This is a genomic window from Thermophagus xiamenensis (assembly GCF_900112795.1).
GTDB classification, from domain to species: Bacteria; Bacteroidota; Bacteroidia; order Bacteroidales; family Marinilabiliaceae; genus Thermophagus; species Thermophagus xiamenensis.
Genome location: NZ_FONA01000002.1, coordinates 221,581 through 234,929 on the forward strand (window position 1 = coordinate 221,581; position 13,349 = coordinate 234,929).

The 13,349-nt window shown below is 38.6% G+C and carries 13 protein-coding genes and 1 tRNA gene; 10 read left to right on the forward strand and 4 right to left on the reverse strand.

Annotated features, from left to right (window positions below; translation table 11 throughout):
* Window positions 1–82 precede the first annotated feature (82 nt).
* From BM130_RS01940 to BM130_RS15350, 4 genes are all read left to right on the forward strand, one after another.
* Entirely contained in the window at window positions 83–2,755 is a 2,673-nt protein-coding gene (locus BM130_RS01940) for a hypothetical protein (protein ID WP_010528738.1), read from the forward strand.
* Window positions 2,756–2,858: 103 nt separating this feature from the next.
* Entirely contained in the window at window positions 2,859–3,239 is a 381-nt protein-coding gene (locus tag BM130_RS01945) for a YidH family protein (protein WP_010528739.1), read from the forward strand.
* Between the two features lie 401 nt (window positions 3,240–3,640).
* On the forward strand, window positions 3,641–4,090 hold the full coding sequence (locus BM130_RS01950; protein WP_010528740.1) for a DUF4395 domain-containing protein: 450 nt from the start codon (window positions 3,641–3,643) through the stop codon (window positions 4,088–4,090).
* Between the two features lie 146 nt (window positions 4,091–4,236).
* Window positions 4,237–4,395, forward strand: coding sequence for a hypothetical protein (locus BM130_RS15350; RefSeq protein WP_175560414.1), 159 nt, complete (start codon window positions 4,237–4,239; stop codon window positions 4,393–4,395).
* 146 nt (window positions 4,396–4,541) lie between these two features.
* On the opposite strand, the gene BM130_RS01955 is transcribed toward BM130_RS15350, so the two are convergent.
* Complete coding sequence (locus tag BM130_RS01955) at window positions 4,542–5,084, reverse strand: REP-associated tyrosine transposase (protein ID WP_074964236.1); 543 nt, start codon at window positions 5,082–5,084, stop codon at window positions 4,542–4,544.
* A 633-nt stretch (window positions 5,085–5,717) separates the two neighbouring features.
* Here BM130_RS01955 and BM130_RS01960 point away from each other — a divergent pair.
* The 4 genes from BM130_RS01960 to BM130_RS01975 all read left to right on the forward strand — a co-directional run bounded on the left by BM130_RS01960 (window position 5,718) and on the right by BM130_RS01975 (window position 7,663).
* Window positions 5,718–6,074, forward strand: a complete 357-nt coding sequence (locus tag BM130_RS01960) for a DsrE family protein (protein WP_010528324.1) — start codon at window positions 5,718–5,720, stop codon at window positions 6,072–6,074.
* Window positions 6,075–6,257: 183 nt separating this feature from the next.
* Window positions 6,258–6,662 carry a thioredoxin domain-containing protein gene (locus tag BM130_RS01965; RefSeq protein WP_010528323.1) on the forward strand — a complete coding sequence of 135 codons (405 nt, stop codon included), beginning with the start codon at window positions 6,258–6,260 and terminating at the stop codon, window positions 6,660–6,662.
* A 121-nt stretch (window positions 6,663–6,783) separates the two neighbouring features.
* Entirely contained in the window at window positions 6,784–7,350 is a 567-nt protein-coding gene (locus BM130_RS01970) for a peroxiredoxin family protein (protein ID WP_010528322.1), read from the forward strand.
* A 237-nt stretch (window positions 7,351–7,587) separates the two neighbouring features.
* A tRNA-Lys gene (locus tag BM130_RS01975) sits at window positions 7,588–7,663 on the forward strand.
* Between the two features lie 78 nt (window positions 7,664–7,741).
* On the opposite strand, the gene BM130_RS01980 is transcribed toward BM130_RS01975, so the two are convergent.
* From BM130_RS01980 to BM130_RS01990, 3 genes are all read right to left on the reverse strand, one after another.
* Entirely contained in the window at window positions 7,742–8,005 is a 264-nt protein-coding gene (locus tag BM130_RS01980) for a hypothetical protein (protein WP_139217715.1), read from the reverse strand.
* Window positions 8,006–8,121: 116 nt separating this feature from the next.
* On the reverse strand, window positions 8,122–8,388 hold the full coding sequence (locus tag BM130_RS01985; protein ID WP_139217716.1) for a hypothetical protein: 267 nt from the start codon (window positions 8,386–8,388) through the stop codon (window positions 8,122–8,124).
* Between the two features lie 847 nt (window positions 8,389–9,235).
* A complete protein-coding gene (locus BM130_RS01990; RefSeq protein WP_010528302.1) occupies window positions 9,236–9,961 on the reverse strand; it encodes an NUDIX hydrolase in 726 nt (241 codons plus the stop codon).
* 364 nt (window positions 9,962–10,325) lie between these two features.
* On the opposite strand from BM130_RS01990, the gene BM130_RS02000 reads away from it, so the two are divergent.
* Window positions 10,326–11,138: a hypothetical protein gene (locus BM130_RS02000; protein WP_010528300.1), complete on the forward strand. Its 813-nt coding sequence runs from the start codon at window positions 10,326–10,328 to the stop codon at window positions 11,136–11,138.
* A gap of 51 nt (window positions 11,139–11,189) precedes the next feature.
* Complete coding sequence (locus tag BM130_RS02005; RefSeq protein WP_202796535.1) at window positions 11,190–12,728, forward strand: purine-cytosine permease family protein; 1,539 nt, start codon at window positions 11,190–11,192, stop codon at window positions 12,726–12,728.
* The last annotated feature ends 621 nt before the right edge of the window (window positions 12,729–13,349 follow it).

Below are 13,349 nucleotides of genomic sequence, written 5' to 3' on the forward strand. Positions count from 1 at the left end.
CATCCATTGCTTTTGTCCGGTGTGGATTTGCAGTCCATACCGACGTGGAACCAATTTAATAAACCTCACCGCAATAATAAGTATGAATACCTTTGATAAGAAAAGGCTGTTCTGCCACCTTTATATAACAACGTTAATATTTCTATTACAAACGCTTGCACCTTCTCTTGCTCAGGTTACAATAAGTGGCACACTTGTTTCATCAGATGCAACAAGTGTCAATGGCGTCAATATCATATTTCATCCTCCCAATAATTTCCAACAAATAATTGCTTTCGGATTTTCTGATAACAAAGGATATTTCAGCGTAGAAATAAATTCAAAAGAGGATTCTATTGCATTGACGGCAAAATCATTATCCTTTAGAGACACAACACTAGTATTAGCAAACAAAAGCCAAAACCTAACGCTGCACCTAGTGAGCGAAACCTTTAATATAAAAGAAGTAACGGTAAAAGGATATCCCATTATCTCGGGGAAAGATACCACCACATATATAGTAAATGCATTCGCACAAGAGAAAGACTTTTCTATTGGCGATGTCATAAGCAAAATGCCCGGTTTTGAAGTGAGTCCTTCCGGCAAAATTTCCTATATGGGTCGCGACATTCAAAAATACTATATCGAAGGACAGGACCTGCTTGGCAGAAGATACCCACTGGCTAACAAAAATTTACCATACGAATCGGTCAGTGCCGTAGAAGTGCTTCACAACCACCAGCCCATTAAAGCTATTGATGGCGTCATTGCCACAGATGCAACCTCCATCAACATCCGCTTAAAAAAAAATGTTACAATTACAGGAACAGCCCAGACCACCGTTGGTTTTAGCCCTTTGCTTTGGGATATCAATCTCACGCCTATGCTGTTTCAAAAAAATCAACAAATAATAGCTTCCTGGCAAACCAATAACATTGGCAATAACCTTCAATTTCAGCATCAACCCCTAACCTACAGTAACGGAGAACTCAATGGAATGATAACGCTAAAACCTCAATTAATTTCCATTCCCAACATCTCATTTCCGAACATCCCCCAAAATAGATATCTTGATAATAATGCACATCTGGTAACATATAACCATCTTATCAAACTAAATTCCGATACTGAACTTAAAATTAACGGCTCTTATTACAGAGATAATATTGACGATGTACAATCTATTACCACCAAGTACTTTTTAGAAGATTCCGCCTTAACCATTTCAGAAAAACAGTTTAACAATTTATTCAGAAACAGTTTAATTTCCAACCTTACACTCACACGAAATGTTTCTTCCGTCTATTTGGAAAACCAACTAAGCTATGGCTTGTTTCGAGACAAAAATGCTGCTAACATTTTTAATTCCGAAATGCAACAGATAAATGCTGAGCTCTATCACCAAACATTATCCAATGATTTTCAAATACTCATCCCAATAAAGAAAAACTTCCTGCAAATAAATTCGGTAATTGACTTCAATCATTCCCCGCAACAACTCATCTTTGAACCGGGTGTTCATTCTTTGGTGGTGGAAGATAGTGACGGCACCGTACAACAAATACTTAACAAAAATTTGATAACAGAGAATGAAGCCAGGTATGGTCTTTCTTTTGGAGATTTTATCCTTAGTTCGTCCTTAGCTTTGAACCATGAAATTCAATCCCACGAAACAAAAATAAAAAGCAATGGATATCTGATTGATTCCGACTCCCTCAAAAATATGCTTAAATGGCATCAAACAACCCTAGAATTCAGAGAATCCATTGAATACAAAAAGAAAAAACTCATCTTAAAAATAGGATTTCCCCTGAGATATATCATCTTAGATATTGACGACCACATACACAGCGCCACCAACAAAACGTACAATTTACTGGGAAATCCTTTTATCTCGGCAAACTACAAACCATCAGGATATATCTCAGCCAACTTCTCGGCTAATTACTCAAAAACACTGAGCGACCCAAACAAGCTAACACAAGGTTACATTACTATTAGTCACCGACTTATTCAAAAAAACGATATGGAAATAGACCTGGTCTCTTCGGCCTCATACCAAACAAAAGTTAACTTCAGAAATCCTTTAGCCGGTCTTTGGGGAACACTTAGCTGGCAAGAATCGGTCAACTCAAAAAAATTCCTGACCAACCAAATATCCAATGACGACGGAACCTTTTTATATCAAGCTGTCAGATACGACAACCGCAGCCACTTCAGAAATCTGTCGTCAGAATTCACCTGGTTTATCCACGACCTAAAGACAACATTAGGGATGAAGAGCAGGTTTAACCAAACTATATCCGATTATTTTCTGAACGGACAGCCTAGCAAAATGCAACAAAAGAAATATGAATTGGTTCCCAAAATCCTTTATACCGGAAACAGGTCATGGACTGTCGAATATTCCTGTCACTTTTCAAAAACTTCATTACAGTTATATCAATCAACATCCGACATTACAGAAACCGGCCATAATCTTAATTTCTTTTTTTATCCTAATAAACAACACTCGATAGGCTTCGAAACAGAATATTTCATTTTTGGAAGAGAAAATATGAAAACAGTAGAATCTCTGTTCTCCAATATTGTTTACCGTTTTAACCCCAATGGAAGGCGAATAAACATTAAACTCCAATGCCGAAATATTTTTAATACTCACAAAATTGTCAAAACCCGCGAATCAAATTTAGCCTATTTACAAACCGAATATTCCCTGCGCCCAAGAGAATTCTTAATAACGGCTTCCTGGTCTCTTAGAAATCCAAAACATTAAGGTCATCAAAAGCCAAGGGATGAAGAATTTACATCCTTCGCTGTGCATCTGCAATTAGAAATGCAAAGCCTATCCAACAAATACATTAATTTTATACAAAAAAATGAAAGAAGAAAACCATTTTGATTTATTGCGAGAGCATCTTGCCAATGAACGGACATTTCTGGCTTGGATACGAACCAGCCTTGCCCTGATGGGCTTTGGTTTTGTAATCATTAAATTCTCGTTTTTCCTTCAGGAACTGGCTTTATGGGTAGAGCCGCAGAATGATGCCACTGTCGAATTTTCAAACCACCTGGGAATTATCATGGTAGCCGCCGGAATTGTTTTATCGCTTTTGGCATGGATTCGTTTCAGGAAGATAGGGAAACAACTTAACAACCGAACCTACTCCACATCATTTGTTCTTTCCATGCTTTTAACCATTATTATTATCCTTATTGGATGCTTTGTATTTGTGATTTATTTGTTTCCAATGGTTTAAATCGGTTGGCCCCAAGAGGTGTAGTGTTGAAATCCACACCAACGTTGGGGCTGCTAATATTCCTAAAAACGGCTTATATGATTCTCTGAAGCGGCTTTCAAAGTTCTTGTTTAAGGCTTGGAAGCGTATCACATAAATTAACCCAAAGACCTGGCATGAACTCCGCCCAATGAGAAAACCATCCCGAAATAATAAACTTTAATTACCCCCCTTTCTGCCTGTGCACTTAATGCATGTTATCTTTGTAACAAAAAATTATTTCAAAATAATTTGTCAGGAATGGGGTATTCCCCCGACAAATTCCCGACTCATTAAAAGGAGAACCGGCAGCACCAAACAATATGGCATGCCAATCTCTTTAAATTAATAATTCGTACAAACATTAATGATTCAAACAGAATATGAAAACATACGCCTTTTGTCCCATATCGCCACATAAGATCAATGAAAACGTTGCAAGAATCAACGGGGCATTTACCTTTCTAATATTGTTAGCTTTTGTCTATAGTGGATGGTTCTGGCTCATGGCCTTTCTGGCACTCGATTTTTTGTTGAGGTCAACCAGGCTTTCGCCATACAGTCCGATAGGAATTATCTCCCGACAAATGGTAAAGCAATTGTCTCTACCACCACGGATGATCAATGCCGGACCAAAGATTTTTGCTGCGCGCATCGGTCTTCTCTTCAGTGTTGCCATACTGGTGACGACCATACTTCAATACCCGGCAACAGCCATTATTCTGACCTCCATCCTTGGTTTGTTTTCTTTTCTGGAAGCGGCCTTTGGCATTTGTGTGGCCTGTAAAATTTATCCTTTTGTATATAATAGTCTGTATAAACCGCAAGGATAAGTCATTCGAGTTTCATGATGAAAGGAATACAGATAAGTTCATAGGGATAAAAAATCTTTTTTACCTTTAACCAATGGTGACAAAGCCAATGGCCATCAGAGTAGCGCCTGACAAAAACACGTTGTGGTATTTAAATTTCTTCATAAATGTCAGTGGAAAAGAGAGTAGACCTCACCCATCTGGTAGAGAGCTATGCCGGTGATTTATATTCCTGGGCATTACATAAAGTTTCCGATAAGGAACCATGTCGTTGTGGATTTGTAATCCACAACGTCTTAATCCAGGGATTTGCAATCCCGGACTAGAACAATTTTCCTTCATTTTCTGAAATTAGGACTTACTAATTATCTTTCAATTTTTTCCATCAACTTTTCTTTGGATTAATTTTTGGGGGGATTGCAAATCCAATGTTTTTTCCGGCGTGGATTACAAATCCACGCCTACGAGATAGCTAAAACAATAATTCCACTTGCAACAAGCCGGGCTCACCCGCATAATTTTTCGCAGAGCTATATTTATATTCATGAGGCTCGTCAACTATTTCTGCGACTACAGGATTCATATGAATGTAATTTAATTTCTGCTTCAAAAAATCCTCAAGAAATATCTCTTGTTCAGCATTTCCCCTCTGCCAAACGGTGAAATTTTTTATTTTTTTATTATACCGCCCGGCTTTGTAAAAAATATCCAACATCCACTCTCTCCGACTTTCTGCTTGTGTTTTAATAGCCTCAACTATCTTTTTGCTGGTAAATTTTTTAAAATCCCTGATAATATCAGAATGTTTTACACCTTCTTTTGCTCCTGAAATCAAATGAAGATGGTTACTCATCAAAACCCATGCATACAGTATTAACCCTTTATTTTCCTGACAGTATTTCAAGGCATCAACTATGATATGCTTATGACAAGGTCGAGTGAATACATCTACCCAGTTTACAACAGTCATGGTAGAAAAATATATCTCACGGGTTATTCTGCGAGCTATATCCATACCTCATTCTTTTCAATCTGTTTCCTCTCGATTACAAATCTATAATTTTTATTCTGTGAAGAATTCCTTTATTTTTCACTTAGCTATCGTCGTTGTGGATTTCCGAATCCACAACGCTTTATTTCCGGGATTTGCAATTCCGTTTTAATTACTGTTTTTCCCAATTAACCATGTCGTTGTGGATTTGTAATCCACAACGTCTTAATCCAGGGATTTGCAATCCCGGACTAGTCCAATTTTCCTTCATTTTCTGAAATTAGGACTTACTAATTATCTTTCAATTTTTTCCATCAACTTTTCTTTGGATTAATTTTTGGGGCTTGCAAATCCAATGTTTTTTTCCGGCATGGATTACAAATCCACGCCTACGAGGGGTTTTTCCACTTAGCCCTAAATTATGATTCACTGGCTTTTATGCCTGCTATATCAATATCTTTTTATTGGAATTTGTTTTTGTGGATAGTAAATCACGCATACTTCACAAACCATCTCATCATCGAACCACGCCCCAAAAGTTAACACCTATTAATTTTTCTTAATCTTTTGTTAAAATAAATTTTCGCTGTCAGGAAAAAGAAAATGCACCGACCAATGTAGTAAATCAAAACAAGTCTCACTTAAAAATAAACAGTTATGACAAAGATTGCCATTTTAGTGTTTTCTGACACCAACAGTGCAGAAGCATTAGGAAAAGTTGCCAATGCCTTTACCCTGGCCAGTGAGGCCACTGAAGCCGGCGACCAACTTAAAATCATTTTCGAAGGCGCCGGAACCAAATGGATTGGTGAACTCGAAAAAGAAGACCATAAAGTGCATGCGATGTACAAGGCGCTAAAGGATAAAATAACAGGCGCTTGTTCGTTTTGTGCCAAGGCTTACGGTGTAAAAAGCCAGGTGGAAAAGGCCGGTATTCCCTTATTAAGTGAATACAAGGACCATCCCAGCATTCGCACCCTCATAGCGGAGGGATTCCACATTATAAGTTTCTAAACATCAACTTTTTAAATAACAAAACGAGCAGCCCAAACTAAGTTTTATATAAAAAAGCAAGGGCAATAGACTGTTAGGCGATTAGGCCGCCAGAGTGCTTCAAACAACTTTGAACTACAATCTTTGAACTTTTTTGTTCATGCTTGTTTCATTCAACCAATAACTAAATAAAATTTTACAATTATGAAAGCAAAATCAATTTTAGTAACTCTGACACTCTTCCTTTTGGTATCCTTGTCGGTCCTATCACAATCAGATGTAAAGGTTTTAGCAGTGGTGAATCATGCAGAATGGTGCCCCACCTGTCAACACAATGGTGAACGAGCACAGGAAGCCTTTAAAGAAGCGAATACCGATGGAACTATCAAATTTGTTGTCAATGACCTTACCAATGACGACACCAAGGCACAATCGGCACAGGCCTTAAAAGATGTAGGCCTCGATAAGGTTATGACCCAACATAAAGGGACCGGAGTGGTCTATCTGTTTGATGCAAAAAACAAAACGTTTATTAACAAAGTCAGTGTCGCCAAAAGTAACGAAGAAATCATAAAAGCTCTGCTCAGTGCTAAAAACAAGATAAACTAAGTTATTTTTCCCAAAATTGAGCTGTCCCGGAAAATAGGGACAGCTTCATTTTTGTAATTTTGGTTTTGCCAAACAATTTAAACCACTTTTAAAAGGATATCCAAGTTAAAAATCTTATAATATGAAACTGCAATCAGGTAATAACGCCATCGATTTTACGGCCCAAGACATTCATGGCAAGGAAATACGTTTATCAAATTATCGGGGCCAGAAAATCATATTGAGTTTTTTCAGAAATGTAAATTGTCCTTTTTGCAACCGCAGAGTTCATCAATTGATGTTTAACAATATTCATTTTAAAAATGCGGGGGTACAACTGGTTCTTTTATTCGAAAGCTCCAATGAGAAACTCCTATCCAGCTCTTTCCATCGCGGTATCAGCCCATGGCCATTAATTGGTGACCCGGAAAAGAAAATTTACAAACTTTACGGGGTGGAACAATCTACGATAAAAATGATGAAAACCATGTTTGTGGCCAATTTAAATCAGGCTAAAAAGGAAACCAAAGAGCTGAATCTACCTCAGGATAAAGATGCAAGCATGAATCTTATTCCGGCCGATTTTCTTATCGATGAAAACTTTAAAATTGTCAAAGCCCATTATGGCAAACATCTGGATGACCATATCGATTTCAATGAATTAAAAGCCTTTGCCGGTATTGGTAATCAGTTTAAAAAGACGAGTTAACCAATTTTTTATATCCATTTTCGAAGTTTTAACTGGAACTTCTCTCCCACCTTATTCCCTACCCCAAATTATTTTTCCCCATTTTTCCATTATGGCTTACAAATTTCCCCAAAGTCCGTACTGGACCAATAAAATTTACCACACTAATTGTCAACAAAATCCTTACTCGCGGAAAAATTAATGGCTATTTTTTTCAGATTTTTGGCGGAAATGCGTACTTTTGCGCATCCTTTAAAACGGTCCGTAGCTCAGCTGGTAGAGCAGCTGACTCTTAATCAGCGGGTCCAGGGTTCGAGTCCCTGCGGACCGACCATTAAAGACGATTCGTAATTTTACGGGTCGTCTTTTTTTATAATCCCTGTTGTTATAGCTTGCAATCAACAACAACGTGTCAAATGGGACTTGTATTTGAACATTCGGAGTTGGCTATTTCGGTCAGACTATGCCACCGATTTCGGTCAAAATGTGCCAGTGTCGGAGATAACCTTTCCCAATACTTAGGATAACCTTTCCCGACATCCGGGATAACCTTATCCCGACACTTGGGATAACCTTTCCCAACACTTGGGATAACCTTATCCCGACACCGGGGATAACCTTTCCCAACACTTGGGATAACCTTTCTCAACATCAGAAATAACCTTACTACTACCATCCCACCTGTTTCACATTCAACCGCTCATCGTCGTTGTGGATTTCCCAATCCACAACGCTTTAATACCGGGATTTGTAATCCCATTTAAATTACGTTTTTTTCCACTTAGCAAAAAACTATAATTCATTGGCTTTTATGCCTGATATATCAATATCTTTACCTTTGGTTTTGCTTTTGTGGATTGCAAATCCACTTAGTTCTGCGTGGATTACAAATCCACGCAGACGTGAGATAACCTTTCCCAACATCAGGGATAACCTTTCCCAACACTTGGGATAACCTTTCCCAACATCCGGGATAACCTTATCCCGACACTTGGGATAACCTTTCCCAACACTTAGGATAACCTTTCTCAACATCAGAAATAACCTTACTACTACCATCCCACCTGTTTCATCGTCGTTGTGGATTTCCTAATCCACAACGCTTTAATACCGGGATTTGTAATCCCATTTAAATTACGTTTTTTCCACTTAGCAAAAAACTATAATTCATTGGCTTTTATGCCTGATATATCAATATCTTTACCTTTGGTTTTGCTTTTGTGGATTGCAAATCCACTCTTTAGTTCTGCGTGGATTACAAATCCACGCAGACATGTAGGTTACAAAAAAAATTCCGGATAAGTTAAGTGAAATTTTTCTCTCTGCCTTATGCAAAAAATTTCCTGTAGGTTACCGGAAAAATTTCTCGTAAGGCTTAAAGAAAAATTTTGGTTAAGGCTGCCAAAAAGTTTCGTTAACCTAACGAAAAAATTTCCGTAAGGCTACCGAAAAGTTTCGTTAAGGCTGCCAAAAAATTCCGTTAACGCTGCCAAATTTTTTCTGCCTGCCTTATGAAAAATTTTTCCTGCTAACCTATGAGAAAAAATTTTTGGTAAGTTATGAGCAATTTTTTTACGGTTTTTCCACCAAAGAGATTATAAAACCCTTGGTCGTTGTGTATTTACAATCCACAACGCCCTAATAACGGGATTTATAATCCCGTCCTCATATCCGAAAAAATTAAATTGTATTTAAACCTTCAATAATTTTCGTGTTGGATTGGGAAATTTTTCAATGTGAATTGCAAATCCACGCAGACGTAAGGAGACAATTAGGTGTCCGCCTTTCCCCTCTTCAACCTCTACCCGACAGCCATTCTGCCTTTCCATACTATACGACCTAAGTCCTTTACTCACCGAAAGTCATATACGATGGAATCCCCGGCTTGAGGTATTATTCTGACTCTTTAAAAATTAATGAGCTGGTGTTTCGACTTGGTTTTTTCGTAAATATCCCGGCTAAACATATACAAATTGGCCGGTTTCTTTGATACCCCTGTACGTTTTTCTGCTAAAGGAACAATATAGGTTTTGGAGATAATTTTTTTTCTAAAGTTACGATTGTCGATTTTAATATCCAGCACCGATTCGTAGGCCTGCTGTAACTCGTTTAAAGTGAATTTATCGGGCAGGAGCTCAAAGATAACAGGCTCTGTCAATACTTTCTGTTTCAAATCGTCATAAGCACTCGCAATAATATCTTCATGGTCGAAGCCCAGTTGGGGTATTTGTTTTATGGAAAACCATTTTACATTTTGTTTTTTTAGCGTAACTTTCTCTTTGGAAAGAAGAAAGTAATAAGCTACGGATATAACACGCGGATTTATGTCACGGCTGAGCATCCACAGGAGGTCTTTATTGTTTTTTACACGGTCAGGATTGCCGAAGGTGCCAAATTGTTTGTAGTAAACCTGTTTTAAACCGGTGAGGTTGCTAAATATCCTCAGGGCCGCTTCATCCAAACTTTCATCTTTCATAATATATCCACTTGTCAGCATCCAGTCGTCAATAACCGGGTATTGGTCATCGTGCATGTTTAACACTCTCTTTGACAAAAGAATATTTATCCCGTTGGTTGACAGACCAAAGATGATACAATCAATCGAAATATTTGGAACCTTTCTGAAATCCATATTATAAACGTCGAATATACGTTTTAATTAAAAAATTTCAACAAATATAAATATCTATTTTGAAAATACCAATAAATGCAAGAACAACCAACCGACAAATAAAACAGACAATTAAACGTTTTATTGGATTTATTTCGTCATTAAAGACATCGGAAATTGGGTTAAAACCAATGCCTTTAACTAAACATGTTAAAAAACATGTAATTATATTTGCCTTATTTTCAATCAAATAAAGAATTTATGGAAATATTTTGATAAAAATGTTTGTTTTTGATAAAATTAATTTGATACATTTGTTCCGCAAGCGTATTTTTTACGTTTTAACAACAGAACCGGATAATAACCTAATTTAGAGGACAAAGCAATGATAAAAGATGAAGATAAATGTAAAAAACATGTGATTGGGTCGATTTTACGTTTTATGGAGCCCGGTTTAACCCCTATGCTTGTTTTGTGTAGTCTGTTGATGCCGGCATTGATGCACGCACAAGAGGAACAAGCTGTATCAGAACGTTTTGACCTTCATCTGGATGTAAAAAACATGCATTTGTGGCATGGCGGCGTAGTGACCCCTGGGGCAATGTTTGCTTCGGCAATAGAATATAAATCAACCAATCAGAAATTCACGGCCGGATTGTGGGGAGGTGCCGGATTTAGTGGCGACTACAAAGAATTCTCTTACTATGCACACTATCGTTTTAAGCCCAACTTCCGGGTCTCTCTTATCAGCCATAACAATTACAGTAATTCGGAGGAGGTGAATATTTTTAGCTATGACAAATATACCTCACCCAATTTTGTTGATGTGGTTCTGGAATATACCCTTTCTGAGCAAACACCTTTAACCGTTTACTGGTCAACAATTTTGTTTGGGAATGGGGGCGACTTTGAAGTCAATAACGACGGCTCGGTAAGTGATTCCTACTCAACCTATGCCGAACTTAGATACCTTTTATTCCCCATGCAAAAAACACAGGTAATGCTGTTTTTGGGCGGCGCTTTTTCTTTGACTACAGAAAAAACTTTTTACAGTGACAGCGCCAATATCACTGCTTTTGGACTGACCCTTCAACGAGATGTTGAAATACTATCGGGAAATTTCCCTGTTTCAGCCACCGCTCTTTGGAATCCCGAAACCAAAGTGGGAGCACTGCAGCTGGGCATTTCCTTGTTTTAATGTTTGCGACCTCAACTGACAGAAAAAATTTACATCAAAAAAAACGGAATAATGAAAGAGCATTCCATCCCCAATTTTGACCACCTTGACGAAGAACAATTACCCATCGCCAAAAATCAATTGCATGGCGGAAAACATTTTGCCGGATTGTATGCCGGCGAACATGTGGCAGCTACAGAATTTGTCATAGGAGCCACCTTTGTGGTGTTAGGTGCCGGTACACGCGACATACTGCTGGGCTTGCTCATAGGTAATATTCTGGCCGTATTAAGCTGGACTTTTTTAACGTCACCCATAGCCGTTCAAACCCGACTCAGTCTATACACTTATCTGAATAAGATTGCCGGCGACACCATGACCAAGCTTTACAATTGGGCCAATGTAATAATTTTTACCGTCATCTCGGCGGCCATGATTACGGTCTCTTCTTCGGCCGTCCGTTTTCTGTTTAATATCCCCGCCCAATTGAACTGGTATTCGACAAATGTTGGCTTCATTCTCATTGTACTGGCTGTTGGCATCGTTGTTGTTTTGGTGGCAATTTATGGTTTTAATACGGTGGCCGATTTTTCAAGTATTTGTGCGCCGTGGTTATTCACCCTTTTTGTTGCCGGCGCCCTGGCATTGTTGCCGGCACTGGCTCATTCGGTTATCGGTTCTACGCATATATCAGGCTGGCAAGAGTTTTTGAAAATAGGCGACCAGTCTATTTGGAAAGGTGTTACCAACACCGGAGAATCCGGAATAGGATTATTAGAGGTGATAGGCTTTGCCTGGGCCGCCAATACTATTACGCATGTGGGACTCATCGATATGGCTATCCTGCGTTACGCCAAAAAGGCGAGCTACGGACTCTATTCCAGTTTTGGAATGCTGTTTGGTCACTACATTGCCTGGATTGCTGCAGGCATTATGGGTGCCGGCGCCGGAGTATTGCTAAACCAACCTGTTGTGGAACTTGACCCCGGCGATGTGGCCTACTATGCCTTGGGTGCTTCAGGCTTTGTCATTGTCATCGTTGCAGGGTGGACTACTGCAAATGCTAATTTGTATAGAGCAGGATTAGCCGCCCAGGCCATCTTTCACAATCATTCGCGCCGACGAACTACGCTGGTGGTAGGCATTTTTACCGTTATCATTGCCTGCTTCCCCTTTGTTTTTTCCAAAATGTTACCTATGCTTACCTATGCCGGCTTAATAGTGGTTCCGGTGGGGGCTATTGTTTTCGCCGAGCATTTTCTGTTTCCCAAAATCGGTTTAACACGATACTGGGCTCATTATAAAAAGTTGGTTACAAGTAAGCCGGCAGTCTATTCCTGGGGTGCCGGCCTCATCCTCGGATTCGGACTCAACGCTCTTCAAATCATGTCGTTTTATTATCTCTTCATTCCCACATGGATTTTTTCACTGATATTATATACCTTTTTAGCCAAACGATATGGTGCCAAAGAAGATTACACCCGTGAAGAGGCCGAAGAAAAACAACTTAAGGCAGATATCCTTGCATATCAAGAACAAAAAGCCAAACTGAAAGTGCCTCACCAAAAGACAATTCTCTATTCTCTAAAATATTGGCTTATGCTTCGGTAGCGTGTTTACTGGTAATCCTGGCATTGTCGGCCATTACCATGTTTGGTAGTCCGGATATGGAAACATACAATATCAATAAAGCAATGTTTCATCAATATGGTTTTTATTGTACTATCGGGTACTTTGTTTTTGCCTACTGGAATTTGCAAAGAAAAAAAAGACTCAATAAAAACGCGTTTAAAGATATCGTGAATTAGGCAGTCAGCTATACAGTAATACAAAGCGAGCATGACAAAGTTAGGCAATTAGGCTGTTAGGCCAATAGGTTATTAGGACATTAGGCTGATAGGCGATTAGGTTATTAGGCGATTAGGCCAATAGGTTATTAGGCCATTAGACAGATAGACGATTAGGTTATTAGGACATTAGCCTGTTAGGCCAAAAGGTTATTAGGCGATCAGGATGTTAGGGGCTGGCCTTTTAACTAATAACTTCAAACTTATTAAGTCATGTGAATTCCATGAGACCAATAAATTAACTAAATATTATACTGATGAAACGAGCATGGCGACTTTTTGCCACAAAAGAGCATGTATAAATTTTATTAAGCCATACGAGTTCCATTCGGCCAATGAGTTAAATAAATTTTATACGAATGAAACGAGCATGGCGACTTTTGCC